The organism is Burkholderia sp. E168m23, from assembly GCF_016586125.1.
GTDB classification, from domain to species: domain Bacteria; phylum Pseudomonadota; class Gammaproteobacteria; order Burkholderiales; family Burkholderiaceae; genus Burkholderia; species Burkholderia orbicola.
The window spans coordinates 1-24204 of sequence record NZ_BCPP01000007.1; the positions used below are offsets into that span (position 1 = coordinate 1).

The 24204-nt window shown below is 68.0% G+C and carries 25 protein-coding genes and 1 pseudogene; 3 read left to right on the top strand and 23 right to left on the bottom strand.

Translation table 11 applies throughout. From position 1 onward, the window contains the following. Positions 1–691: FAD-binding oxidoreductase (locus tag JMF90_RS00755; RefSeq protein WP_201324927.1), on the top strand; the 691-nt coding region annotated here is incomplete at its 5' end. Between the two features lie 126 nt (positions 692–817). Here the strand turns inward: JMF90_RS00755 and JMF90_RS00760 are convergent. The 10 genes from JMF90_RS00760 to JMF90_RS00805 all read right to left on the bottom strand — a co-directional run bounded on the left by JMF90_RS00760 (position 818) and on the right by JMF90_RS00805 (position 8988). After that, a complete protein-coding gene (locus JMF90_RS00760) occupies positions 818–1483 on the bottom strand; it encodes a DUF799 domain-containing protein (protein ID WP_201317032.1) in 666 nt (221 codons plus the stop codon). 14 nt (positions 1484–1497) lie between these two features. Then, on the bottom strand, positions 1498–1941 hold the full coding sequence (locus JMF90_RS00765; protein ID WP_054928136.1) for a DUF4810 domain-containing protein: 444 nt from the start codon (positions 1939–1941) through the stop codon (positions 1498–1500). 80 nt (positions 1942–2021) lie between these two features. Beyond that, on the bottom strand, positions 2022–2693 hold the full coding sequence (locus JMF90_RS00770; RefSeq protein ID WP_201317034.1) for a CsgG/HfaB family protein: 672 nt from the start codon (positions 2691–2693) through the stop codon (positions 2022–2024). Between the two features lie 58 nt (positions 2694–2751). Next, positions 2752–2901: a hypothetical protein gene (locus JMF90_RS00775; RefSeq protein WP_201324928.1), complete on the bottom strand. Its 150-nt coding sequence runs from the start codon at positions 2899–2901 to the stop codon at positions 2752–2754. A gap of 333 nt (positions 2902–3234) precedes the next feature. Beyond that, positions 3235–4590: a glutathione-disulfide reductase gene (gene gor / locus JMF90_RS00780; protein WP_201317033.1), complete on the bottom strand. Its 1356-nt coding sequence runs from the start codon at positions 4588–4590 to the stop codon at positions 3235–3237. A gap of 240 nt (positions 4591–4830) precedes the next feature. Then, the gene (locus tag JMF90_RS00785; protein WP_054928155.1) at positions 4831–5055 is read right to left on the bottom strand and encodes a hypothetical protein; all 225 of its coding nucleotides are present in this window, start codon (positions 5053–5055) and stop codon (positions 4831–4833) included. A 386-nt stretch (positions 5056–5441) separates the two neighbouring features. Next, on the bottom strand, positions 5442–6563 hold the full coding sequence (locus tag JMF90_RS00790) for a porin (protein ID WP_011546404.1): 1122 nt from the start codon (positions 6561–6563) through the stop codon (positions 5442–5444). Positions 6564–6978: 415 nt separating this feature from the next. Further along, the gene (locus tag JMF90_RS00795) at positions 6979–7725 is read right to left on the bottom strand and encodes a YoaK family protein (protein ID WP_027807828.1); all 747 of its coding nucleotides are present in this window, start codon (positions 7723–7725) and stop codon (positions 6979–6981) included. 58 nt (positions 7726–7783) lie between these two features. Further along, a complete protein-coding gene (locus tag JMF90_RS00800; RefSeq protein WP_006477572.1) occupies positions 7784–8311 on the bottom strand; it encodes a chromate transporter in 528 nt (175 codons plus the stop codon). After that, positions 8308–8988: a chromate transporter gene (locus tag JMF90_RS00805; protein ID WP_054928139.1), complete on the bottom strand. Its 681-nt coding sequence runs from the start codon at positions 8986–8988 to the stop codon at positions 8308–8310. Before JMF90_RS00805 ends, JMF90_RS00800 begins: the two co-directional genes overlap by 4 nt. 96 nt (positions 8989–9084) lie before the next feature. Here JMF90_RS00805 and JMF90_RS00810 point away from each other — a divergent pair, with 96 nt between their 5' ends. Next, complete coding sequence (locus tag JMF90_RS00810; RefSeq protein WP_054928140.1) at positions 9085–9969, top strand: transcriptional regulator GcvA; 885 nt, start codon at positions 9085–9087, stop codon at positions 9967–9969. A gap of 58 nt (positions 9970–10027) precedes the next feature. On the opposite strand, the gene JMF90_RS00815 is transcribed toward JMF90_RS00810, so the two are convergent. The 13 genes from JMF90_RS00815 to flgB all read right to left on the bottom strand — a co-directional run bounded on the left by JMF90_RS00815 (position 10028) and on the right by flgB (position 23475). Then, positions 10028–11335, bottom strand: a complete 1308-nt coding sequence (locus JMF90_RS00815) for a solute carrier family 23 protein (protein ID WP_027807827.1) — start codon at positions 11333–11335, stop codon at positions 10028–10030. Positions 11336–11602: 267 nt separating this feature from the next. Then, a complete protein-coding gene (gene flgL, locus JMF90_RS00820; RefSeq protein ID WP_054928141.1) occupies positions 11603–12838 on the bottom strand; it encodes a flagellar hook-associated protein FlgL in 1236 nt (411 codons plus the stop codon). Positions 12839–12855: 17 nt separating this feature from the next. After that, positions 12856–14787, bottom strand: coding sequence for a flagellar hook-associated protein FlgK (gene flgK / locus JMF90_RS00825; RefSeq protein ID WP_054928142.1), 1932 nt, complete (start codon positions 14785–14787; stop codon positions 12856–12858). 193 nt (positions 14788–14980) lie between these two features. After that, entirely contained in the window at positions 14981–15736 is a 756-nt protein-coding gene (locus JMF90_RS00830; protein WP_006477567.1) for a flagellar brake protein, read from the bottom strand. Between the two features lie 221 nt (positions 15737–15957). Continuing rightward, on the bottom strand, positions 15958–16941 hold the full coding sequence (gene flgJ / locus JMF90_RS00835; RefSeq protein WP_054928143.1) for a flagellar assembly peptidoglycan hydrolase FlgJ: 984 nt from the start codon (positions 16939–16941) through the stop codon (positions 15958–15960). Next, complete coding sequence (locus tag JMF90_RS00840) at positions 16942–18117, bottom strand: flagellar basal body P-ring protein FlgI (protein WP_054928156.1); 1176 nt, start codon at positions 18115–18117, stop codon at positions 16942–16944. A gap of 5 nt (positions 18118–18122) precedes the next feature. Further along, positions 18123–18812 carry a flagellar basal body L-ring protein FlgH gene (gene flgH, locus JMF90_RS00845; RefSeq protein WP_054928144.1) on the bottom strand — a complete coding sequence of 230 codons (690 nt, stop codon included), beginning with the start codon at positions 18810–18812 and terminating at the stop codon, positions 18123–18125. Positions 18813–18833: 21 nt separating this feature from the next. Continuing rightward, complete coding sequence (gene flgG, locus JMF90_RS00850) at positions 18834–19622, bottom strand: flagellar basal-body rod protein FlgG (protein ID WP_006477564.1); 789 nt, start codon at positions 19620–19622, stop codon at positions 18834–18836. 34 nt (positions 19623–19656) lie between these two features. Next, a complete protein-coding gene (flgF, locus tag JMF90_RS00855; RefSeq protein WP_006477563.1) occupies positions 19657–20415 on the bottom strand; it encodes a flagellar basal-body rod protein FlgF in 759 nt (252 codons plus the stop codon). A 19-nt stretch (positions 20416–20434) separates the two neighbouring features. Beyond that, positions 20435–21676: a flagellar hook protein FlgE gene (gene flgE, locus JMF90_RS00860; protein ID WP_006477562.1), complete on the bottom strand. Its 1242-nt coding sequence runs from the start codon at positions 21674–21676 to the stop codon at positions 20435–20437. Positions 21677–21703: 27 nt separating this feature from the next. Beyond that, complete coding sequence (gene flgD / locus JMF90_RS00865; RefSeq protein ID WP_006477561.1) at positions 21704–22450, bottom strand: flagellar hook assembly protein FlgD; 747 nt, start codon at positions 22448–22450, stop codon at positions 21704–21706. 59 nt (positions 22451–22509) lie between these two features. Further along, on the bottom strand, positions 22510–22935 hold the full coding sequence (flgC, locus tag JMF90_RS00870; RefSeq protein ID WP_006477560.1) for a flagellar basal body rod protein FlgC: 426 nt from the start codon (positions 22933–22935) through the stop codon (positions 22510–22512). 51 nt (positions 22936–22986) lie between these two features. Continuing rightward, positions 22987–23475 (bottom strand): flagellar basal body rod protein FlgB, encoded by a 489-nt coding sequence (gene flgB / locus JMF90_RS00875; protein WP_027807823.1) that lies wholly within the window; start codon positions 23473–23475, stop codon positions 22987–22989. Between the two features lie 204 nt (positions 23476–23679). Here flgB and JMF90_RS39950 point away from each other — a divergent pair. Beyond that, positions 23680–24204: pseudogene (locus JMF90_RS39950) on the top strand (flagellar biosynthesis protein FlgA); the annotation flags it as partial.

The following is a 24204-nucleotide window of genomic DNA, read 5'->3' on the forward strand; positions in this document are numbered from 1 at the left end:
TGTGCGCATCCACGAGGACAGCTGCGTGACGCGCGTGCGCGACGTGGCGGGCGGCCACGTCGTCGAGACGAGCGGCGGCAACGTGCGCGCGCGCTTCGTCGTGCTCGCCTGCAACACCTACATCGGCACGCTCGCGCCCGCGCTGTCGAGGAAGATCATGCCGGTCGGCACCTACGTGATCGCGACCGAGCCGCTCGGCGAAGCGCGCGCCGCCGCGCTGATGCCCGCCCGCGCGGCGATCTGCGACAGCCGCTTCGTGCTCGACTATTTCCGGCCGGCGCCCGACACGCGGCTCGTGTGGGGCGGCAAGGTCAGCTATTCGACGCGCGAGCCGCGCGATCTCGCCGCGGCGATGCGCGCCGACATGCTGAAGACGTTCCCGCAGCTCGCGGACGTGAAGGTCGACTATGCGTGGGGCGGTTTCGTCGACATCACGATGAACCGTGCGCCGCACTTCGGCCGCATCACGCCGACCACGTACTTCGCGCAGGGGTTCTCGGGGCACGGCGTGAACACGACCGCGCTCGCGGGCAAGCTGATCGCCGAGGCGATCGACGGCCAGGCGAGCCGCTTCGACCTGTTCGACAAGATCCGGCATCGCGACTTCCCCGGCGGCGAGGCGCTGCGCACGCCGGCGCTGGTGCTCGCGATGAGCTGGTACCGGCTGCTGGATGCGTTCGGCGTGCATTGAGCCCGTCGGCCGCCGCGATGCCGATGCACGAGAAAAAACGGCCGCGCTCGCGCGCAGCCGTTCGATCGGATCGCGGCACGCCGACGCAACGGACACCAGCCGGTGCCCGCGCGCCGCATGCGCCGGTCAGTCCGTGCCGTACTTCGGCGAATGCGGGCCGTACAGCAAGCCGGCCGGCGGCCCGGCCGACAGCAGGCGGCCGCTCGTGAACGCGGCGACGTCGTGGCTCTGGTCCATCAACGTATTCGCGATCTGCTTGACCGCGGCCACCACCAGCATGCCGATCAGGCCGCCGCCGCCGTTGTTGCCGCCTTCGTCGCTGCTCGCGCTCGCGTGGCCTTGCCACAGCACGTCGCCGGTGCGCAGATCGACGAGCTTCGCCGATGCCGACACGACCGTCGCGCTCGCGAGAATCCGGTAGACGGTGCCGTACTGCGACACCTTCGAATACAGCGCGGCGTCCGCGCCGAAAATCTCGCGCAGCTTCGCGGGCGGCGTTTCCTGGATCTCGGCCGCATTGGTCAGGCCGTTCTGCTTGAAGGTCTCGTCCATCACGGCAACCGGCACGACGTAATAGCCCGACTCGGCGAGCGGCAGCGTCATCTGCGACAGCAGCCCGTAGGTCGCGCCGACGTCGGAGGTTTCGTTGACCGGCGGCAGCACGAGGATCGAGCGCGGCTGGCTCTTCTTGAACGCCGCGTAATCGGGCCGTTTCACCGGCTGCGCGCAGGCGCTCAGCAGCGCGACGAGCGGCAGCACGGACAGCAGCTTGAATGAGAGGGTCTTGAACATGGCTGGCGCGTCGCTCACTGTTTGGCGGTGGTCGGATCGGCGTTCTTCTGGCCGGCGACCGTCTGGTCGACAGCCTTCTGGCCGGCTGCCTTCGGATCAGCCGCCTTCGGCGCGCCGCCTTTCTTTTTCAGCAGGAAATCCATGTAGGCCGCGGACTCCGGAAACAGCTGTTTCTCGGCCTGCAATTCCTGTTCGGCCTGCTGCTCGCTGCCGATGCTCGCGTACAACATGCCGAGATGCGCATGGAAGCCCGGCGGCGGCGTATGCCCCTTGCCGCGAATGTCCTGCAGCGCTTTTTCGAGCGCGTCGATCTGCTCCTGCGGCGACTTCTGCCCCTTGAAGTATTCGTACACCTGCGGCTGATAGCCGGTCCACTGATAGAGCGGCGGCGTCGAGCTCGCGCAGCCGGCGAGCAGCAAGGCGGCGGCCGTCGCCGGCAGCCAGTTACCCCGTTTCATGGTCTTTTCTCTTTTGATGTCGTGGTGAATCGTGCGAGCGCGGCGCCGGCCCCGGCGCCCGCTGCGGCGGGTTGCGACGCTTACTGCGCGACCTTCAATGCGCCGGCGTCCACCTGCTCGGCCAGATGGTTCACGGCTTCCTGGATCGCGAGGTCCAGCACCTTGCCGTTGAGCGTCGAGTCGTAGCCGGCCGTGCCGCCGAAGCCGATCACCTCGCGGTTCGACAGGCTGAACTCGCCCGCGCCCTGGCTCGATGCGACGACTTCCGACGTCGTCGTGTCGACGATGTTCAGGTTGACCTTCGCGTACGCAACCTGCGTCTTGCCGCGGCCGAGAATGCCGAACAGCTGATGATCGCCGACGTCCTTGCGGCCGAACTCGGTCACGTCGCCGGTCACCACGTAGTTCGCGCCCTTCACGGCCTGCGCCTTCTTCATGAAGCCCGCTTCCTGCCTGATCTCGTCGAGGTTCTCGCGATCGAGCACGTTGAAGCGGCGGCTCTGCTGCAGGCGCGTGACGAGGATCGTCTTCGCCTGTCCGCCGAGGCGGTCGATGCCGTCGGAGAAGATGCCGCGCATGTAGCTCGAGCGGTTGTCGAACTTGCCGACGGCGATCGCGACGGGCTTGCCCGCGTACGGCTTCTGCGCGCTGCTGACGGCCGGCACGTCGAGCGTGCGCGACGATTCGGTCGCGCAGCCGGACAGCGCTGCGACGACCGCCGCCGCCACGAGGACGGTGCGTCGTGTCTGAATGTTCACTGCGGGTCTCCTTGCTGGAAAAGAGGGCACTGCGCGGGGCACGCGCACGCGTTCATCGCCGATTCGGCGATCGCGGCAAGTCATGGAGGAACGCGCGCAACGGATGCGTCACGGCGAAAAGCGGATGGGTAATGCGATACGCGCCTGCATCGTGCGCACGGATGATTCCGTTATTCTGATTACTGCGCTGTTGATCGCGCATGGTCGGCCCCGTATATGATTTTTCGCGATCATATCAAGCCTCTTTATCAAGACGGCCTATCTTGATAATAATTGACGATTTTCACGCTTATATCGAATAGGCGATCCATTCACGCGTAAAGCGTTGCAGGCATGGGCTCGCGCGACACGCGATCGATACCCGCCGCTCGTCCGTGTCGATATCGGCGGATTAGCGATCGATCCGGCGATACCGACACACGTTAATCCGCCTCTTCGATCCGAACGATCGATATCTCGAAAATACGCCGTTCGGCATACCGACCGCACGCGCGCATGCATCGGTGCAAACGCGCGTGCGGTTTCCCGGTTCCTGCTAATCGGCCACCTTCTGCCGCATCGTCACGAATTCCTCGGCCGCGGTCGGATGAATGCCGATCGTGTCGTCGAACTGCGCCTTCGTCGCGCCCGCGCGAATCGCGATCGCGATGCCCTGGATGATCTCGCCCGCGTCGCGGCCGACCATGTGCGCGCCGACCACGCGCTGGCTGTCGCGCGCGACGACGAGCTTCATCAGCGTGCGCTCGTCGCGGCCCGACAGCGTGTGACGCAGCGCCTTGAACGACGTGCGGTAGATGTCGACGTCGCCCAGCGTACGACGCGCATCGGCTTCGGTCAGGCCGACCGTCGCGACCTCGGGCTGGCTGAACACGGCCGACGGCACGTACGCGTGGTCGACCGCCACGCGCGACCCGCCGAACAGCGTGCGCGCGAGCAGCCCGGCGTCACGCGTTGCGACCGGCGTGAGCTGCGGCCGCGACGTGACGTCGCCGATCGCGTGAATCGACGGCACCGACGTCGCCGAATATGCATCGACGGCAATCGCGCCGCGCGCATCGAGGAGGATGCCCGCCTGCTCGAGCCCGATCCCGTCGACATTCGGCACGCGGCCGGTCGCATAGAGCACCTGATCGTACGGCCCGTGCCGCGCGTCGCCGACCTGCACGAACAGCGTGCCGTCATCCGCGTGCTCGATCGATTCGATCACCGCGCGCGCATGAATCGTGACGCCCTGCTTCGTCATCTCGTCGGTCAGGAATTGACGCACGTCGTCGTCGAAGCCGCGCAGGATTTGTTCGCCGCGATAGAACAGGTCGACGTGGCTGCCGAAACCGTTGAAGATGCCCGCGAACTCGACCGCGATATAGCCGCCGCCGACCACCGCGATGCGTTTGGGCAGCGCCGCGAGCGACAACGCCTCGCGCGACGTGATCGCATGCTCGATGCCGGGCCGCGGCGGCAGCGACGGCCGCGAGCCGGTCGCGATCGCGATGTGGCGCGCGCGGATCGTACGCTCGCCGATCGCGACGGTATGCGCATCGACGAGCGTCGCGCGGCCGGCGTGCATGTCGACGCCCGATTGCCGCAGCAGGTTGATGTAGATGTCGCTCAGCCGGTTGATCTCGCGATCCTTCGCGGCGATCAGCGCGGACCAGTCGAGCGTGCCGGCGCCGAAGGTCCAGCCGAAGCCCTTCGCGTCGTCGACTTCGTGCGGGTAGTGCGACGCGTAGACGAGCAGTTTCTTCGGGATGCAGCCGCGCAGCACGCAGGTGCCGCCGATCTGCTCTTCTTCCGCTATGCCGACGCGTGCGCCGTATGACGCGGACATGCGCGCGAGCCGCACGCCGCCCGAGCCGGCGCCGATGACGAACAGGTCGTAGTCGAAATCCATCGCATTCCCTCATCGCAGTTCGGATGGGGGGACGATAGCAAGATTCGGGAATTCGTGCGGCGCGTGGGGCGTGCCGCGCGCCCAATAAAAAACGGCGAGAGACGAGGCCTCTCGCCGGTCAAACCGGCTGGCGGTTGTGCCATGCGTCACCGATCGACCGCATGCCCGACCTGCCGATTGCGCGGCACCGGCCGGCCCGGCGCGCGAAGGGCGCGCCCGCGGCCCGACCGGCCGCCATGCTCATGCCTGCGACGTGTCGCTGCCGTCCGTCGCCTGCGTATCGTCCGCCTGCTGCGGCTGCTCGTCCGTCTTCTCGAGCATGCCTTCGATCGCCTCGGCGCCCTTGAAGCCGGCGACGGCCGCGGCCGCCTTGGTCAGGAGGCCCGCATCCGGATCCAGCTTTTCCGCGCCTTCGACGGCGGCGACCGCGCCGGCGATCTCACCCACGACATTCAGGATACCCATCGTCATCCCCTTTCAAGAAAATCGTGAGCGCATCGTCCCACGAAAGAAACCGGCGGACCGTGTTTGTCATCGCCGGATACACAAGTTACGCACCAGGCCGGCCGCGCTCGCGAAGCGCCACCGGAACGACGCACGCGCACGCCGGACGGCATGCCACGCGCGATGCACGCAGCGTAGCGGAAAGCCTGCGCGCGGACTGTAAAAGTATGTTCTGGATTGCCGACGGATCGCTTACGGCGCGGGACTTCCGCAATGGAGCGGCCGCCGAATAGTCGTGTGCGCGTATGAAGCTCGCATTGAAGCTCGCGTGACGAAAAAAAAGAGGCGCCTCGCGGAGCCTCTTCGGTGCGTGCCGGGCGAAGCCAGCGCGTGCGTTCCGACGTTCGTCAGAAGATATTGCGCAGGCCGATCGCGATGCCCGTCTGGTTGCTGCGGCCGGGCAGCTCGACGTTCGCCGCGCCGTTCGTCTTGTTGAAGTCGACGGTGCCGTAGATTTCGGTGCGCTTGCTCAGCGCGTACTCGGCGATGCCGACGATCGCGTAGCGGTTGCCGCTCGCGAGCGTGCCGTTCGTGGTCATCGCATTGCGCATGTGGTCGTAGTAGAACGCGCCCGTCAGCGTCAGCGGCGCGCTGACCTGCCAGCTCACGCCCGCGAACGGACCGTCGTCGATCCGGCCCGTACCCTTCGCGACCGGAATCGACTGCTGCGCGAGCAGGCTGTCGACGAAGCCCGTATCGTCCTTCGAGCGCAGGTAGCCCGCGTAGATCTTCGCCTTGCTGAACGCGTACACGACGTTCGCGTGGTAGATCGTCTGCTTGCGCGCCGAGTTGTCGCTGTTCTGCTGCGCACCGGCCGCGATGCTGAGCGGGCCCATCACGTACGACAGCGACACGCCCCACGCATTGCCCTTGCCGAGCGAACCCGGAATCTGGCCCGAGAAGCCGCCGGCGCCGGTCGATTCGTAGTTGGTGCCGGTCGAGTACATCGCCTTCGCCGTCAGGCCCTCGAACTTGCCCGTGTACTTGATCTGGTTGTCCGCATACAGGCCGCCGCCGAGTGCGACCGGCAGCCACGCGTTTTCGAGGTAGTTGCCGACCGTCAGAGGATCGTAGGTGTCCGACAGCAGGTCGAACAGCGGCGTCTTCTGGCGGCCGAGGGTCACCGTGCCGTACGGGCTCTGCAGGCCGACGTACGCCGCGCGGTTGAACAGGCGGCCGCTGTCGGCGAACGCGCCGTTCTGCAGGTTCACGCCGCTCTCGAGGTTGAACACGGCCTTCAGGCCGCCGCCCAGGTCTTCCGTGCCGTAGATGCCGAAGCGGCTGTTCGTGATCGCGCCGTTGGTCATCGACAGCAGGCCGTCGTTCTTGGCGTTGGCGTTGGTCAGGTAACGAATGCTGGCGTCGGCGACGCCCCAGAGCGTGACCGAGCTTTGTGCTGCTGCGTACTGGCTGGCGAAGGCCAGCGCCGCGCCCCCTGCGATGACTGCGAGTCGGGTGGTCTGCTTCATGAGCTTTCCCTTTTGTAGGTGTCTCCATTCATGGCCGGCCGCGTGCGCAGCCGGGTGGCGATCGCACACGTTCATGGCGTGCGCGATGTGGGCTGAATCATAAGACCAGTGCGAACGCTGAAAGAAATTGAAATACGCGGCAATCGCGCGATTGTCGTCCGGGAACAACGTTTCCCGCGCCGGGCCTGTCTCGCGCGAGGGCGGGAGGGTGCGCGACGGCGCCGGCGGGCACGTGCGGCGCTGCAAGGTTCGGCGATGGTGCGGTGCGGTGCGGCGCGGCGCGGCGCGGCGTAGTGAAATGGTCGGTGCGATCGTTGCGATCGGCTCACTGCTCACTGCTCACTGCTCACTGCTCACTGCTCGCTGCTCGCCGCTTGCCGCTTGCCGCTTGGGGTTGTCCGATTGCCGCCTGCCGTCAGGCCGTCTGCGCCGCCCCGTCGCTGCCGGCGCCCGCGTCGCCGTTACCGTCCTCGCCGCCCGCGCCGCCGTTCCCCGCGCGACGCCACGCCCGCCGCACGATCTCCGCGAACGCGCCGACGAGCAGCAGCACGGCGCCCCACAGCGCGATGTCCGGCACGAGCCGCGTCACGAGGCCGCCGACCACCGCGCCGGCCAGGAAACAGAAACTGATCGTCGCGAGCAGCGCCGAGTCGTGCAGCGCCCCCGCGTCGTAGCGCGGGATCAGCCCGACGAACAGCTTCTGCGCGGCACGCCGCAGGTTGCCGGTCGTCATCACCGACGTGTACGACAGTTCCTCGAGATGGGTGAACGACAGCGTCTGCAGCGTCGCGACGAACGAGATGCCCGGAATCAGCCATGCGCTCGACGCGCCGACGAGGCCGCTCGCGGCGACGCCGAGAAACGCGATTTCGACGATCAGGCTCACGAACGCCGTATGCCGCATCCAGCCGCGCCCCGCGGCGAGGCCGAGCAGGTGCGCGACGAACACCGCGAGCACGAAGCCGCCGAGCGGCGGTACGTGATGCAGCGCCGCGGCCCATTCGCCGGCCGACAGGTTGATGCCGAGCAGCGCGACGTTGCCGGTCATCGTGTTCGCGAACACGTGGCCGTGGCCGACGTACGTGTACGCGTCGAGATAGCCGCCGGACAGCGTCAGCAACGCGGCGACAGTGAGATTGCGGCTGGCGCCGTCGAGATCCATCGATCCTCCCGTGAAAAGTCGCGCCAGTATCGCGCACGGGAGGGCGGTTGTGCGCAGCTCACTGCCCGATGCCCGTGAGCCCGATCAGCGCGCCGCCCGCGAGCAGCCACAACGGATGGATGCGCGTGCGCCACGCCAGCACCGCGCACGCGGCCGTGATGCCCCACTGGATCGCGGTGCGGTTCGACGCCTCGGAAATCAGCACCGCGCTTGCCGCGACGAGCCCGGCCGTCACCGGCATCATTCCCTGCTGCACGTAGCGGCGCCACGGCCGGTCGCGAAAGCGCTCCCACGCATGCAGCGCGAGCACGGTGACGATCGACGACGGCCCGAACTTCGCGAGCGACGCGACCAGCAGCCCGGCCCAGCCGGCCACATGCCAGCCGACCAGCGACACGATCATCATGTTCGGCCCGGGCGCCGCCTGGGCCAGCGCGAACAGCGCGGTGAACTCGTGCGCGCTCATCCAGTGATGCACGTCGACGACCTGCCGCTGCATCTCCGGCAGGATCGTGTTGCCGCCGCCGAACGCGAGCAGCGACAACTGACTGAAGATCGTCGCGATGGCGATCAGCGTATCGCTCATGGCCGGCCCTCCCGTTGCGAGCGGGGCGCGTCGGGCGCACCCTGCGTGCCGGGTGCGGCAGCAGGCGCCGGCCGCGGCGTGCCCGCGTCGCGACGGCGCGACGCGAACCAGATGCTGACAGGCGTCAGCACGAGCATCGTGGTCAACAGCGGCATGCGCAGCACCGCGATCGCGACGAACGCGAGCGCCGCGATCGCCGCCGCCGTGCGCGGCGCCCGAAGCAGCGGCTTCGCGACCTTCACGGCCATCGCGACGAGCAGGCCGGCCGCCGCCGCGGCAAGCCCCGCGAACAGGTGCTGCACGCGCGGATCGTTCTGCGTCTTCGCGTACAGCACGCCGAGCGCGACGACGACCAGCGTCGGGCCCGCGATCAGCCCGAGAATCCCGGCAAACGCACCGGCGACGCCGCGAAAGCGCATGCCGACGGCGACCGACAGGTTGATCACGTTGCCGCCCGGCAGGAACTGGCACAGGCCGAGCAGATCGGTGAATTCGTCGGCGGAGAGCCACTTGCGCTCGTCGACGATCGTGCGCCGCGCGAACGGCAACGCGCCGCCGAACGACATCAGGCCGAGCGACAGGAAACCGGTGAACAGCTCGGCGAGGCCGACGCTGCGAGGAGACGCGCCAGGCGGCGGGGAAGCGGGCGGCGAGTCAGGCTGAAAAGCGGATTGCATGGGGCTCCTCATCAAACGGTGAAGCGAGGTTACCGCCGTTCAGGATTCCGGCAAAACGATTTTATCGGCGCGCCCTTGTGATCTAGAATCACAAGCATGGCACGCGATCTCCCGCCCTTTTCCGCGCTTCGGGCCTTTGAAGCCGCGGCACGACATGAAAGCTTCAGCGCCGCCGGCGACGAGCTGCATGTGACTCACGGTGCCATCAGCCGGCAGATCGCCGGGTTCGAGGCGTGGCTCGGCAAGCCGGTGTTTCACCGCTACGGCAAGCGCGTGAAGCTCACCGACGAAGGCCGCCGCTACCTGGACACCGTGCGCGCGGCCTTCGACAGCATCGCGCACGCCACCGAACAGTTGCGCAACACCGGCGCGGCGCGCGTGCTGCGCATCAACGCGCTGCCGACCTTCGCGATGAAATGGCTGCTGCCGCGCCTGTCGCGGTTCCAGCGCGACGTGCCGAACGTCGAGCTGAAGCTGTCGACGTCGAACGCGCCGCTCGACACGCTGAACGGCTTCGACGTCGCGATCCGCCGCGGCCCCGGCCACTGGCCGAACTGCACGAGCGGCCACTTCCTCGACGAAAGCGTGATTCCGGTGTGCAGCCCGGCGCTGCTCAAGCGCGCGCCGATCACGCGCGCGGACGATCTCGCGCGGCACGTGCTGCTGCATTCGGATACGCGGCCGGAAGGCTGGCGCGACTGGTTCGCGGCGGCCGGCGTGACGATGAAGGGGCGCAAGCGGCAGTCGTTCGATCACTTCTACCTGGCGCTGCAGGCGGCCGTCGACGGGCTCGGCGTCGCGCTCGGCCCGCTGCCGCTGATCGACGACGAGCTCGCGAGCGGGCGCCTGGTGATGCCGCTCGACGGGCCGCGCATCGCGACGCGCAGCTACTGGTGGATCGCGCCGGGTGCGCCGGCCGACGATCCGCTCGTCGCGCAGTTCTGCGCGTGGCTGCAGGGGCAGTCGAATACCGGCGCGTGAGGTGAGCACAACGGCGGTATGCACAACGACGGGCGGCATTGCACCGCCCGCGCCCGAATCAGACCACCGGCCCCGGTTCCTTCTCCTTGCGCAGGATCGCGTACAGGATGATCGCGCCGAACGTCGCGGTGCCGATCCCGCCGAGCCCGAAGCCGCCGATCTTCAGCGAGAAGTCGCCGGCGCCGAGCACCAGCGTGACGGCCGCGACGATCAGGTTGCGGTTGTCGGAGAAGTCGACCTTGTTGACGACCCAGATCCGCGCGCCCGTCACCGCGATCAGCCCGAACACCACGATCGACACGCCGCCGAGCACCGGGCCCGGAATCGTCTGGATCACCGCGCCGAACTTCGGCGAGAAGCCCAGCCCGATCGCGATCAGCGCGGCGACCGCGAACACCAGCGTCGAATAGATCCGCGTGACGGCCATCACGCCGATGTTCTCCGCGTAGGTGGTCACGCCCGTGCCGCCGACGCTGCCCGAGACGATCGTCGCGAGCCCGTCGCCGATGAACGCGCGGCCGACGTAGCGGTCGAGGTTGGTGCCCGTCATCGCGCTGACGGCCTTGATGTGGCCGAGGTTCTCCGCAACGAGGATCACCGCGATCGGCGCGAGCATCAGCATCGCGTGCGGATCGAACACCGGCGCGCGAAAGCTCGGCACGCCGAACCACGCGGCCTGCGCGACGATCGCGAAATCGATCGGCTTGCCGAGGCCCATTCCGTTGGTCGCGATCGCGTAGATCACGTACGCGATCACGAGCCCGACGAGGATCAAGAGGCGCTGCATCATTCCGCGCGCGAACACCGCGACACCGCCGACGCACAGCACCGTGACGAGCGCCATCACCGATTCGAAGGTCGAGCCCGACACGCCCTTGACCGCGATCGGCGCGAGGTTCAGCCCGATCACCGCGACCACCGCGCCGGTCACGACGGGCGGCATCAGCGTCTCGATCCAGCGCGTGCCGATCGCCTGCACCAGCGCGCCGAGCGCGACGTACACGACGCCGCACGCGACGATCCCGCCGAGCGCGACCGGAATGTTCGGGTTCGGGCCGCTGCCGCCGTAGCCCGTCACCGCGATCACCAGACCGATGAACGCGAAGCTCGAGCCGAGGTAGCTCGGCACGCGGCCGCCGACCAGCACGAAGAACAGCAGCGTGCCGATGCCCGACATGAAGATGCACAGGTTCGGGTCGAAGCCCATCAGCAGCGGCGCGAGCACGGTCGAACCGAACATCGCGACGACGTGCTGCACACCCATCGCGATCATCTGCGGCCACGCGAGGCGCTCGTCGGGGCCGACCACGCGCGAGGCCGCGCCGGTCGGCTGGACCCGCCAGCGCGGGAAGTAGGAATCGGACATGGGGAAAGCGCTCCTGTCGGTCGTCGGTCGCCGGCTGCCAGGGATGCGCCGGTCTGGAATCTGGCGCGAGTTTACGGAGCGGAATGGGGGCTGGCAAGCGAGCCGGTATGCGCGGCCGGCCAAACGAGGAAGCGGCAGCCCGCATGAGAGAACCGGTGCGCGACCGCGCGGCCCGGTGAAGCGCCCGTCCGCGCACGATGCACGGGCGGCGGCGGGCGCCGACAGCGAAGTAAGCGTGCGCTCACCTCGCCGCCGGCGCGTCGTGCATCACGGATTGATGTACTGGAACAGCGACAGGTTCTGCAACTGCGCGTAGGCCTTCTGCGACCCCGTCAGCGCGTTCTGCATCTGCAGGAACTGGCTGATCGTCGCGACCATGTTGGTGCTCGTCAGGTCGGCCAGGTCGCTGCTGACCTGCAGCGTGTTGGTCTGGTTCACGGCCTGCATCGCCTTGATTTCCTGCTCGCGGCCGCCGACCGACGCCTGCACCGTGAGGACGTTCGTCATCATGTTGTTCAGCTTGGTCGTGCCGGTGGTCATCGCGTTCGCGAGCGCGGTCGCGGCGGTCGTGTTGCTGCTGATCGGCACCTTCAGCGCGGCGATCATCGTGTCGAGCGCCGCGAACACGTCGGTGCCGGCCTGCGGCGCGGGCGTGACCGTGAACGTGTCGCCCGGCGCCGGCTTGCCCGACACGGGCACCGACAGGCCGTTGCCGAGCGCGATCCCGGCGCCGTCCGAATACGGTTGCGCGGTCGTCGTGGTCGGCGGCACGACGGTGTTGTCGGTCACCGTGTAGGTCGGCGCGGCGGCCGTGCCGCCGAACGCGATCGTGAACTGGTGCGCGTTGGACGCGGCCGACGGGCTCGTGATCGTCACGCCGCCGATCGTGCCCGTGCCGGTGTTGGCCGCGCCGGCGAGCGGCACCGGCTGGCTGCCGAGCATCGGCACCGACAGGAACACGTTCGCGCCGTTGTCGCCCTGCGCGATCGAGCGCGTGTCGGCGATCTGCACCTGGCGCGAGCCGGTGTCGCCGCTGTAGGTCACGCCGCCGCCCGGCGCGTTCGAGAACGGCGCGGTGGCCGACTGGAAGCCCGCGAACAGGTAATTGCCCGAGCCGTCCGTCGAATTCGCGAGCGTCATCAACTGGTCGCGATAGCCCTGCAACTGCGTCGACAACGCCGAACGATCGCTGTCCGACAGCGAGCCGTCGCCGGCCTGGATCACGACGGTGTGAATGCTGTTGAGCAGGTTGTTGACGCTGATGAGCGTCTGGTCTTCCTTCTGCAGCGACGACAGCGCGGCGTTCTGGTTCGACGCGTACTGCGACAGCGTCGCCGACGTCATCGACAGCTGCACGGCCTGCGCCGCGCCGAGCGGGTTGTCGGCCGGCGTCGCGAGGCTCACGCCGCTCGAGATCTGCTGGTACAGCTGCGAGAGCTGCGCCTGCTGGTCGCTCATCTGGGCGACGTTCATCTGGTAGAACTGCGCAGTGGAAATCCGCATCGCTTCGATCCCCGAAATCAGTTGAACAGGCCGAGCACGGTCTGGAACAGCGTCGACGCGGTCTGGATCACCTTCGCGTTCGCCTGGTAGAGCTGCTGGTACTGCATCAGGTTGGCCGCTTCCTCGTTCTGGTTCACGCCCGACACCGACTGCTGCGCCTGCGTGATCTGGCCGACCAGCGCGGTCTGCGCGGCGCTCGACGATTTCAGCTGGCTCGCCGTGTTGCCGATGCCGTTCACGTAGTTCGCGTACGCGCCCGTCAGCGTGGCCGAGCCGTTGCCGAATGACTTCGAGTTGACGAGCTTCGACAGCGCGAGCGCGTTGCTGCCGTCGTTCGTGCCGCCCGTGTTCGGCGCGACCTTGAACGTGTCGCCCACCGCCGGCGTGCCCGACACCGTCACCGTGACGCCCGCCGTCAGCGTGATCGGCGAGCCGGACTGGTACGGCTGCGCGGCGCTGGTCGTCGGCGGCACGGCCGTGTTGTCGGTGACCGTGTAGGTCGGCGCGGCCGTGGTGCCGCCCATCGTGATCGTGTAGTTGTGCGCGTTGGCCGCGGCCGTCGCGCTCGTGACCGACAGCCCGCCGATCGTGCCGTTGCCGGTGTTGGTCGTCGTGGCCGACGGCACGTACGGCGCGGCCGCCGCGATCGCGGAGCCGTTCGACGTCGCGAGGCCGAAGCCGTTCAGCGCGCCGCGCGTCGGCTGCACGGTGAACTTGTCGCCGGCGCTCATCGAGCCGGACGAGAACGAGAAGTTCAGCCCGCCGATCGAGGCCGGCATCGACGTCGACGTACCGACCACCGTGCCGGTCGCACGGTCGGTCAGCGTGTAGTTCGTGCCGTCGTACGCGAGCGTGTAGTCGCTGGTGGTCGGCTGCGCGGCGTTCACGAACGACACGGACAGCGCCGCGTTGCCGGTATTGCCCTGGTTCGCGTAGGTGATCGGCGCGCCGGTCGAAAACAGGTTGCCGCCGACCTTGCCCGACAGGTCGATGCCGAGCGCGTTCTGCGCGTTGACCTGCGCGGCGAAGCTGGTCGCGATCGCGCCGAGCTGCGCTTCGGCCGGATCAAGCGTCTGGCTGCGGAACGCGAGCAGGCCGCCCAGCGTGCCGCCCGACAGCGACGCGTCGGACAGGAACTGGTTCGGCCCCTGCGGGTTCGCGCCGGCGATGCCTTGCGACACGACGGTCAGCTCGCTCGGATCGGACGGCGACGTGACGGTCGCGAGCTGATAGCTCTTGTCCGCGACGACGAGCGGCGTGCCGCCCGACATGAACACGCTGTAGCCGTCGCTGTTGCGCACCACCTGCACGCCCGCGAGATTCGACAGGTTCGACACCGCGAGGTCGCGCTGGTCCATCAGCTGGTTCGGCGGCTGGCCCTGGCTGCTCGCCGACGCGATCTGCTGGTTCAGTTGCGCGATCTGCGCGGTGTACGCGTTGATCTGCGTGACGGTGCTGGTGAGCTGCGTGTTCACGCTCTGGCGCAGCGCGTCGTACTGCTGGCCGGCCGCCGTGATCTGGTTCGCGAGCGTCTGCGCATTGCTCATCGCGGTTTGCCGCACCGACGAATCGGACGCGCTGTTCGCGACGTTCTGCATCCCGGTGAAGTAGCTCGTGATCGCGGTCGAGATGCCGGCCGTCGGGCTGCCGATGTAGTTGTTCAGCTGCGTGACGAGCGAGTACCACGTCGACAGCGCGCCGCCCTGCGTCTGCGCGCCGTTCAGCTGGTCGCTCAGGTACTGGCTGTACTGCCGCTGCACGGTGACGGTGTTCACGCCCTGCGGCATGTAGCCGCTGCTGGTGTACTGCCCGCTTGCCTCGGCATAGACGGGGCGTTCGACCGAATAGCCGGGCGTCGCCGCGTTGCTGATGTTCTGGCCGGTCGTCGTGAGGCCCCAGAGCGCGGCATTCAGGCCGCTGACACCGAGGTTCATGAGTGAGTTGGACATGCGCGATCCTGATGAGCCGGCCGCGCTGCGGCCGCCGGGTTGCGTGACTCCCGGTATAACGGCCGCGGATCGAAAAAATTGAGGAAAAAATGCACGCGCGGCGCACGGGTGTGCGTCGCCGTTCGAAGCGGCCGGCGAGGAGCGCCGGCGGCGCTGCGCGGGCGGCCCGGACGGGGCCCGCGCCGGGTGCGCGTCAGGCCCGCGCGAGCGAGCGGCGCTTCATTTCGAGCTGGGTGATCAGCCGCTGCAGCGTATTCTCCGCGCTGCCCGGCAGCGACATGTAGCGGAAGCCGAGCTGGTAGCGGCGCGACCCGTTCGGCATCTGCGTCGAACGTTGCGACACCAGCTGCAGGTCGAGCGACAGCTTGCCGTGGCCGGTCAGCTCGAGCTCGACGTCCGGCAGCAGCGTGCCGACCTCGAGCGCCTCGACGCGCTCGTCGGCCGTGCGCAGCCCCACGCCGCCGAGCGACAGGTTGTGCACCTCGAACAGGAAGCTCTCGCCGTCCGGCAGCTTGCCGCGGCACAGGAACGGATCGACGATCGGCGCGTCCACGCGGAAATATTCGCGGCGCTGGATGCAGACCAGCACGTCGGGGAAATCGGCGACGAACGCGGGCAGCCCCTCGTAGCGCGTCTCGCGCGGCGTGCCCGTGGTGAATTCGACGCGCACGCCTTCCGGCGAAGCCGCGAACGTGCAGTGCGACGCGCCGAGGATGCCGGCGTTCTGCTCGGACAGCGCGCCCCAGTCGAACGTGAACGTCCGCGCGCCGACGTCGACCTCGAGCAGACGCGTGACGAGCTGGCCGCCAGGGTACTGCACGGTCAGGAAATCGCCGCGATTCACCAGGTTGCGCAGCTGCACGCCGATTTCCAGCGGATTGCGGCGGGCATAGTCGGGCCCGGAGTGGCCTGCATCCAGGCTGGGGTCCGTCGACGTTTCGATATTCATGGCTAGCCGGTCTTTCTTGTCATGGGCGCCCGGGGCAACCGGTGCGCAATAAAACCGGGCCAGAACGGGGGCCCGGTCGCAGGTCTCTCACACTTAGCGGCAGTGCTGACCGAAAGTTTAGATCGAAACGGCGATTTATTTCGCGCAAACGTTGAAACCGCGCGCGGCAAGGTGCCGGGCGCGGTCCGAAGGGGGGGGCGAACCGGTGGCGGGCGGGCCCGTCAGCCGATCTGCTGCATGATCGAGATCAGCTTCTTCGCGTAATTCGGGTCGGTTGCGTAACCGGCCTTCTGCATGCCGTGCGCGAAGCCCTCGACGCTGCGGCTCGCGCTCAGCACGCCCGCGTAGCGCGGGTTGTTCTTCAGCAGGTTCGCGTAATCGGTCATCGCGTGCTCGTACGAGTCGTACGCGCGGAACTTCGCGACCACGCGGCGCGGCGTGCCGTTCACGTATTCGGTGGTCAGCGCCGACACGGTGCGGCCGGTCCAGCCCTTGTTCGCCTTGATGCCGAACACGTTGTAGCTGGTCGAGCCGTCCGCCGCGCGGATCTCGCGCTTGCCCCAGCCCGATTCGAGCGCGGCCTGGCCGACGATGAAGCGCGCCGGGATGCCGGTCGTCGCGCTGGCCGCCTGCGCGGGGGCCGCGAGCCGGTCGACGAACGCGTCCGCGTCCTGCACGCCGCTCGCGCCCTTGACCGGCGGCGTCAGCGCGCTGCCGGCCGAATAGCCGCGCGCACCGGCGAGCCCGCCGTTGTTCGCCGCGTTCGCATAGGCCTTCGCCATCGCGTTCATCGCGGCGAGGCTGCCTTCGTTGCCGGCCGTGCCGAGGCCGCCGGCGCCCATGCCGCCCGCGCCCACATCCGCCGCCGTATCGCTGCCCGCGCCGGCGCCCGCATTGCGCAGCAACTGCTTCATCAGCGCGTCGGCGACGCCGATCCCGCGCGTCGACATCTGCTGCGCGAGCTGCTGGTCAAGCATCGACGTGTACATCTTCGACGTATGCGAATCGAACAGCCCGCCGTCGGGCGACGCGTCGCGCATGCTCTTGAGCATCATCTGCGTGAACATCGCGTCGAACTGGCCGGCCACCGCCTTCGCGCCGGCCTGCGGCGACTGCTTCGCCTGCGCGCGCAGCGCGTCGAAACCCTGCACGTCGAGCGCGAAGCGCTGCGTGAGGTCGTTTGCGTTGGGGAGCGTGGCTGCCATTTAGATCACCTCGAGGTCGGCGCGCAGCGCGCCGGCCGCCTTCATCGCCTGCAGGATCGACATCAGGTCCGCGGGCGTCGCGCCGAGCGTGTTCAGCGCCTTCACGACGTCGGCGAGATTCGCGCCGGCCGTCACCATCTTCAGCGCGCCGTTGTCCTGCTTCAACTGGATCTGCGACTGCTGCGCGACCACCGTCTGCCCGTTCGAGAACGGCCCCGGCTGCGACACCACCGGCTGCGTGTTGACGACGACCGACAGGTTGCCGTGCGCGACCGCGCAGCTCTGCAGCGTGACCATCTGGTTCATCACGATCGAGCCGGTGCGCGCGTTCAGGATCACCTTCGCGGCGGCCTTGTCCGGGCTCACGTCGAGGTTCTGCAGCCGCGCCATGAACGCGACCTGCTGCGCCGAATCGGCCGGCGCCGCGAGCTGGATCGTGCGGCCGTCGAGCGCCGTCGCGGTGCCCGGGCCGAAACTCGAGTTGACCGCGGACACGATGCGCTGCGCGGTGCCGTAGTCCATGTCGTTCAGTTGCAGTTGCAGCACGCCGTTCATCTGCGCGATCGCGTTCGGCACCGCGCGCTCGACGATCGCGCCGCCGACGATCCGGCCGGCCGCGAGCTGGTTCACCTGCACGCGGCTGCCGTTCGCGCTGGCGCCCGCGCCGCCGACGGCCATGTTGCCCTGCGCGAGCGCGTACACCTGCCCGTCCGCGCCCTTCAGCGGCGTGAGCAGCAGCGTGCCGCCGCGCAGGCTCTTCGCGTTGCCGAGCGACGACACGGTCACGTCGAGCGCCTCGCCCGGCCGCGCGAACGGCGGCAGCGTGGCCGTCACCATCACGGCCGCGACGTTCTTCAGCTGCATGTTGTTCAGCGACGACGGGCCGCCGTTGGCCGAACCGTTGTTGATCGAGATGCCGAGGTTCGCGAGCATGTTCGCGAGCGTCTGCGTAGTGAACGGCGTCTGCATCGTCTGGTCGCCCGTGCCGTCGAGACCGACGACGAGGCCATAGCCGATCAGCGGGTTGTCGCGCACGCCCTGGATCTGCGCGAGATCCTTCAGGCGTTCCGCGTGCGCGGGCGCGGCGCCGAGCACGCAGGCGGCCATCACGAAGGCGGCAAACCGCGCGACGGCGAGTGCACGAAACGACAGGCGACGGAAAAGAGGCAGCTGCATCGTCATCACCACGGCGCGATGTTGAGGAAGAAGCGCTGCAGCCAGCCCATCGTCTCGGCTTCGTTGATGTAGCCCTTCGACGAGTATTCGATCTTCGCGTCGGCGACCTGCGTCGAGTAAACCGAGTTCGCACCCGAGATCGTGTTCGGATTGACGACCCCCGAGAAACGCACGAATTCGTTGCCCTGATTGATCAGCATCTGCTTCTCGCCGCTGACCACGAGGTTGCCGTTCGGCAGCACGTTGGTGACGGTCACCGTGATCGTGCCGTTGAACGTGTTCGCCGCGCTCGCGCCGCCGGTGGCCGCGAACTTGTTCGCGCCGGTCGCCGACAGGTTCGCCTTCGCGAACAGCCCGCCGAGGAAGCCGGCGGTCGGCACGTTGAAGTCGGTGTTGCCCTGCCGGTTCGTGTTCGCGCCCGACGACTTGGTCGCGTTGATGTTCTCCGCGATCATGATCGTCAGGATGTCGCCGATGTTGCGCGGGCGCTGATCCTCGAACAGCGGCCGCCCCGCGTAGCCGGGGTTGTAGATCGAGCCGGGCGCCTGCATCGACATCGGCATCGGCGGCTGCGCCGTCATCGGCTGCTGGATGATCGGATCGCGCGGAATCTGCGCGCAACCGGCGAGCGCCGCCACCGCGACCGCGCAGGCGGCGCGGACGGTGGCTGACGAGGAAAGGCGAACCTGCTTCATGGCTGCGACGGGACGTTCCGGTTAGCTCTTCATCTGCGTGACGGTCTGCAGCATCTGGTCGGACGTCGTCACGGCCTTGCTGTTGATCTCGTAGGCACGCTGCGTCTGGATCATGTTGACGAGTTCCTGCACGACGTTCACGTTCGACGCCTCGACGTAGCCCTGGTTGAGCACGCCCGCGCCGTTCAGCCCCGGCTGCGACACGTTCGGCGCGCCCGACGACGTCGTTTCCGCGAACAGGTTCTCGCCCTTCGCCTCGAGGCCGGTCGGGTTGATGAAGGTCGCGATCTGCAGCGAGCCGATCTGCACCGCGTTGCTCGAACCCGGCTGCGTGACCGACACGACGCCGTCCTTGCCGATCGTCAGCGACTGCGCGTTCTGCGGCACGGTGATCGCCGGCAGCACCTGGTAGCCGCTCGACGTGACGAGCTGGCCCTGCGCGTTGGTCTGGAACGAGCCGTCGCGGGTGTACGCGTTGGTGCCGTCCGGCATCAGCACCTGGAAGAAGCCCGCGCCGTTGATCGCGACGTCCTTCGAGTTGCCGGTCTGCGTGAGGCCGCCCTGCGTGTACAGGCGCTCGGTCGCGACCTGCTGCACGCCGGTGCCGAGCTGCAGGCCCGACGGCAGCTCGGTCTGCTGCGTCGAGTTCGCGCCGGGCTGGCGGATGGTCTGGTACAGCAGATCCTCGAACACCGCGCGCGACGCCTTGAAGCCGTTCGTGCTGGTGTTCGCGAGGTTGTTCGAAATCACGTCCATCTGCGCCTGCTGCGCATTCATGCCGGTGGCGGCGATGTAGAGCGAACGATTCATTTGTCGATTCTCCTGCGTAAGCTGGCGCGGGCGCTCAGCTGAAGTTGAGCAACTGGTTCGCCGTCTGCTCGTTCTGGTCGGCCGTCTGGATCAGCTTCGACTGCAGCTGGAATGCGCGCGCGTTGTCGATCATCGCGACCATCGCGGTCACCGGGTTCACGTTGCTGCCTTCGAGCGAATTCGGCGTGACGACCACGTTCGGGTCGACGTCGGCCGGATTGCCGTCGGCGGTGCGGAACAACCCGTCGTTGCCGCGCGTGAGCGTGGCCGCATCGGGATTGACGAGCTTCATCTGGTCGACGATCGCGACCGCGGTCGGCGGGTCGCCCGGCATCAGCGCGGACACCGTGCCGTCCTTGCCGATCGTCACTTCCGCGTTCGGCGGCACCGAGATCGGGCCGCCGTTGCCGATCACCGGCAGGTTGCTCGCGTTGACGAGCTGGCCGTTCTCGTCGACGTGCAGGTTGCCGGCGCGCGTGTACGCCTCGCTGCCGTCGGCCGTCTGCACCGACAGCCAGCCCGGGCCCTGCACGGCGACGTCCAGCGGATTGCCGGTGCGCGTGATCGGACCCGGCGCGTAATCGGCGCCGGGCGTCGACGCGAGCACGTAGGTGCGCGTCGTCGTCGGGTCGATGTTGCTGCCGTCGCCGAAATTCATCGGCACCGCGCGATACGTCGCGAGCTGCGCGCGAAAGCCGGTCGTCGACGCGTTCGCGAGGTTGTTCGCGACGATCGCCTGCTGGTCGAGCGACTGCGACGCGCCCGTCATCGCCGTATAGATCAGTCGGTCCATGGCTGCCGGTTATCCGCGCTTACAGGTTGATGAGCGTCTGGTCGACGGTCTGCTGCGTCTTGATCGTCTGCGCGTTCGCCTGGTAGTTGCGCTGCGCGGTGATCAGGTTGACGAGCTGCGACGTCAGGTCGACGTTCGAGTTCTCGAGCGCGCTGCCCTGCAGCGTGCCGTGGTTCGTGCTGCCCGGGGCCGACACCTGCGGCACGCCCGATGCGGCCGATTCCGCATACTGGTTGCCGCCGAGGTTCACCAGCCCGTTCGGGTTGTTGAAGTTCGCGAGCGCGATCTGGCCGAGCACGGCGGTCTGCCCGTTCGAGTAGTTGCCGGTCAGCTTGCCGTCGGTGCCGATCGAATAGGTGGTGAGCGTGCCGCTCGCGTAGCCGTCCTGCGCGAGGTTGTTCACGCCGTCCTTGCCGCCGTACTGCGTCGTGCCGGTCAGGTCGAGCGTGAGATTCTGCGGCGTCGCCGAGCCGTCGGTGTTCGGCACGGTGAACTGGAACTGGCCGAGCGACGCGGTCGGCGTGGCCGGCGTGCCCGTCGTCGTGCTCTTGATCGCGCCCGACGTATCGAACGTGATCGTGCCGAGATCGTTCGTCGCGCCGCCCTGCACGCCCGCGTACGCTTCCCACGTGCCGGCCGCCGACTTCACGAAGTACATGTTGACCGCCTGCGAACCGCCGAGCGAGTCGTACACCTGGATCGACGTCGAGTAGTTGTACGTCGTGGTGTCGGCCGCGTTGAACGGCGTCTTGGCCGGCACCGTGTCCTGCGAGTTCAGGTTGAACTGGCCGGTGATCTTGGTCGTCGCGGTCGGCGCGATGTTGGTGGTCGGCGCCTGCAGCGGCACGGTCTGCGCGGTGTTGAGCACGCCGTTCTTGTCGGCCATGTAACCCATCAGGTTCATGCCCTGCGCGTTGACGATGTAGCCGTTCTTGTCGCGCTGGAACGTGCCGTCGCGCGAGTACGTCGTCACGCCGTTGTTCGACATCTGGAAGAAACCATTGCCGTTGATCGCGACGTCGAGCGACGAGTTCGTCGTGTTGATCGTGCCCTGGCCGAACTGCTGCTGCACCGAGTTCAGCGTCGTGCCGATGCCGATCTGCGTGTTGACCGACGTCGCGACCGAGTTCGCGTACATGTCGGCGAACTGCGCGGTGCTCGACTTGAAGCCGACCGTGTTCGCGTTCGCGATGTTGTTGCCGATCACGTCGAGCGCGTTCGATGCGCCCGAGAGGCCGCTCAGACCCTGTTGATAACCCATTTCGTTCTCCGTTACAGGAAAGCTCGATCAGTTGGTGGTGGTGTCGCCGGACGAGGACGACTTCGTGTTCGGGAAGATCGACGCAACCTGGGTGAGCCCCACCGTCGTGCCGTTCGACAGCACGAGCCCCGCGGTGCCGTCCGCCTGCTTGACCACGCTCTGCACCTGCGCGGCCGCGAGCGTCGTGGCCGCCTGCGGCGTGCCGGCGCTGTTGGTGTACGACGCGCTGACCGTATACGTGCCGTCCGGCAGCGCGTTGCCGGCCGCGTCGGTCGGGGTCCAGTTGAACGGCACGGTGCCGGCCGACTGCGCGCCCGCGTTGATCGTGTTCACGACGGCGCCCGCCGAGTTCTTCACGGTGATCGTCAGGTTCGACACCGAGCTCGCGAGCGACACGCCGAACGGCGACGCCGCGCCGCTCTTCACCGCGACCGAGTTGCCCGGCGCGAGCACGTTCGTGCCGATCAGCAGCGCGGCCTGCGTCTGCTGGCCAGCCGCGAGCTGCGTCGACAGCGACGTGAGCGACGTGTTCAGTTGCGCGATGCCGCTCACCGTGTTGATCTGCGCGAGCTGCGACGTCATCTGCGAGCTGTCCACCGGGCTGGTCGGGTCCTGGTTCTGCAGCTGCGTGACGAGCAGTTTCAGGAACGTCGCCTGCAGGTCGCTCGCCGACGTGCCGTTGGTCGACGACACGTTGTTGGTGTTCATCGTGTCGGTCGGCAGCGTCGACACGCTGGTGCCGTTGCTGCCGATCGTCGTGTTGGAGGAAGTCATCCTGTTGGCCTTCTGTCGGAACTGTCGGTGTCGGGTCGGTCAGGTCGGCGGCGCGCGGCTTACGAGCCGATCGTCAGCGTCTTGAGCATCAGCGTCTTCGCGGTGTTCAGCGTCTCGACGTTGGCCTGGTACGAGCGCGATGCCGAGATCATGTTCACCATCTCCTGTACCGGGTCGACGTTCGGCATCTGTACGTAGCCGTTCGCGTCGGCGGCCGGGTTCGCCGGGTCGTAGGTCGATTTCATCGGCGACGGGTCGTCCATCACCTTGGTCACGCGCACGCCGCCCACGCCCTGGCCGGACGCGGTACGTGCGCCGCCCAGCGGGTCGGTCGCGAACACGACCTGCTTGGCCTTGTACGGCTTGCCGTCGGGGCCGGTCGCGCTGTCGGCGTTCGCGAGGTTCGACGCGGTGACGTTCAGGCGCTGCGATTGCGCGGACAGCGCCGAACCGGCGACGCCGAAGATGTTCATCAACGAAGGCATGGAGGCTCCTTGTGTTCGAGTCCGGATTCGGAAGCGGCGCTTACGAGTTCGTTACGAGTTCGTCGTGATCGCGGCGATCATCGCCTTGATCTGCTGGGTCATCACGGTCATCCCGGTTTCGTAGTGCAGCGCGTTGTTCGCGAACTGCACGCGCTCGACGTCGAGATCGACCGTGTTGCCGTCGAGCGACGGCTGCAGCGGCATCCGGTATTGCGCGCGGCCGTAGTCGTCCGCCGGGCCGCCGGTCGGGATCAGCTTCGCGGTGCCGGCCATGTGGCCCGCCGCCGTCGACACCATCGACATGCCGCTCGTCACGCCGGCCGGCTGCGTCATCGGCAGTTGCGCGGCGTTGCTCGGCGCCAGGCCGCCGCTCGTCTGCTTCAGCGAGCGCGCGAGCGTCGACGCGAAATCGACGTCGCGGGCCTGGTAGCCGGGCGTGTCGGCGTTCGCGATGTTCGACGACAGCAGTTCCTGCCGGTAGGCGCGCACGTCGAGCGCCTGTCGGCCGAACGCGAATTCCGCATCGAGTTTGTCCAGCATGTGTGCGTCTCTCCGTATGAAGCGCTGCACGCCCCTCGCACCGGATGGCGACCCGAGAGGCTTTTTTCCATGACAGCGATGGTAGGCGCGGGACGCAACCGGCAATCGGACGAATAACGCGGCAAAGGCCCCCTCTATTCATCGTTTGCGCGACGCCCCGGCTCCCTAGAATGCGAAGCGGATCAACGGATCGAGGACACGGCGATGACGGGCGACGCACTTCGCGACAGGAACGGGCGGCTCACGCACGTCCGGCGCGCGTTCGCGCTCGCCGCGGCGCTGTGGATCGCCGCGCCTGCCGCCCATGCGGACGACGGGATGATCGTGATTCCCGGACGCGGCGAGACGGCCGAAACCGCGCTCGCGCACGCCAATGCGGCGAGCGGCGGGCAGTTCGGCGGGAATGCGGGCGTCGCTTCGGCTTCGGCCTCAGGCCTGCAGCGCGCGGTTGGCGGGGCGAGCGCCGCGACCGGCAGCGACTACGCGGCGCAACCGGCCAGCCAGATGGTCGTGACGAGCGTTCCGCCGCCGGCCGCTGCGCCGGCTCCCGCAACGGTCCCCGTCTACGCAGCCGCCCGCGCGAACGCCGGGTACGGCGCGACGCCGCGCGCGGCCGACCCGGCCGCGATCGCGATGGTCGTCGCCGGCACCGCCGAGCCTGCATCGAATCCCGCGCGGCCGGCGCCGCAAGCGGCCGCAGCCGCCCGCCTGGCGGCGGCTCGTGCCGCA

What these genes read in the sequence shown, in the direction of transcription:
- flgE (WP_006477562.1), bottom strand. Translation starts at nt 21,676, where the DNA reads ATGGGTTATCAACAGGGTCTGAGCGGCCTCTCGGGCGCATCGAACGCG.
- JMF90_RS00775 (WP_201324928.1), bottom strand. Translation starts at nt 2,901, where the DNA reads ATGCGCGATCAACAGCGCAGTAATCAGAATAACGGAATCATCCGTGCG.
- JMF90_RS00810 (WP_054928140.1), top strand. Translation starts at nt 9,085, where the DNA reads ATGGCACGCGATCTCCCGCCCTTTTCCGCGCTTCGGGCCTTTGAAGCC.
- flgB (WP_027807823.1), bottom strand. Translation starts at nt 23,475, where the DNA reads ATGCTGGACAAACTCGATGCGGAATTCGCGTTCGGCCGACAGGCGCTC.
- JMF90_RS00800 (WP_006477572.1), bottom strand. Translation starts at nt 8,311, where the DNA reads ATGAGCGATACGCTGATCGCCATCGCGACGATCTTCAGTCAGTTGTCG.
- JMF90_RS00815 (WP_027807827.1), bottom strand. Translation starts at nt 11,335, where the DNA reads ATGTCCGATTCCTACTTCCCGCGCTGGCGGGTCCAGCCGACCGGCGCG.
- JMF90_RS00795 (WP_027807828.1), bottom strand. Translation starts at nt 7,725, where the DNA reads ATGGATCTCGACGGCGCCAGCCGCAATCTCACTGTCGCCGCGTTGCTG.
- JMF90_RS00830 (WP_006477567.1), bottom strand. Translation starts at nt 15,736, where the DNA reads ATGAATATCGAAACGTCGACGGACCCCAGCCTGGATGCAGGCCACTCC.
- flgD (WP_006477561.1), bottom strand. Translation starts at nt 22,450, where the DNA reads ATGACTTCCTCCAACACGACGATCGGCAGCAACGGCACCAGCGTGTCG.
- JMF90_RS00840 (WP_054928156.1), bottom strand. Translation starts at nt 18,117, where the DNA reads ATGCAGCTGCCTCTTTTCCGTCGCCTGTCGTTTCGTGCACTCGCCGTC.
- JMF90_RS00790 (WP_011546404.1), bottom strand. Translation starts at nt 6,563, where the DNA reads ATGAAGCAGACCACCCGACTCGCAGTCATCGCAGGGGGCGCGGCGCTG.
- gor (WP_201317033.1), bottom strand. Translation starts at nt 4,590, where the DNA reads ATGGATTTCGACTACGACCTGTTCGTCATCGGCGCCGGCTCGGGCGGC.
- flgK (WP_054928142.1), bottom strand. Translation starts at nt 14,787, where the DNA reads ATGTCCAACTCACTCATGAACCTCGGTGTCAGCGGCCTGAATGCCGCG.
- JMF90_RS00805 (WP_054928139.1), bottom strand. Translation starts at nt 8,988, where the DNA reads ATGCAATCCGCTTTTCAGCCTGACTCGCCGCCCGCTTCCCCGCCGCCT.
- flgH (WP_054928144.1), bottom strand. Translation starts at nt 18,812, where the DNA reads ATGAAGCAGGTTCGCCTTTCCTCGTCAGCCACCGTCCGCGCCGCCTGC.
- JMF90_RS00765 (WP_054928136.1), bottom strand. Translation starts at nt 1,941, where the DNA reads ATGAAACGGGGTAACTGGCTGCCGGCGACGGCCGCCGCCTTGCTGCTC.
- flgC (WP_006477560.1), bottom strand. Translation starts at nt 22,935, where the DNA reads ATGCCTTCGTTGATGAACATCTTCGGCGTCGCCGGTTCGGCGCTGTCC.
- flgG (WP_006477564.1), bottom strand. Translation starts at nt 19,622, where the DNA reads ATGAATCGTTCGCTCTACATCGCCGCCACCGGCATGAATGCGCAGCAG.
- flgF (WP_006477563.1), bottom strand. Translation starts at nt 20,415, where the DNA reads ATGGACCGACTGATCTATACGGCGATGACGGGCGCGTCGCAGTCGCTC.
- flgJ (WP_054928143.1), bottom strand. Translation starts at nt 16,941, where the DNA reads ATGGCAGCCACGCTCCCCAACGCAAACGACCTCACGCAGCGCTTCGCG.
- flgL (WP_054928141.1), bottom strand. Translation starts at nt 12,838, where the DNA reads ATGCGGATTTCCACTGCGCAGTTCTACCAGATGAACGTCGCCCAGATG.
- JMF90_RS00760 (WP_201317032.1), bottom strand. Translation starts at nt 1,483, where the DNA reads ATGTTCAAGACCCTCTCATTCAAGCTGCTGTCCGTGCTGCCGCTCGTC.
- JMF90_RS00785 (WP_054928155.1), bottom strand. Translation starts at nt 5,055, where the DNA reads ATGGGTATCCTGAATGTCGTGGGTGAGATCGCCGGCGCGGTCGCCGCC.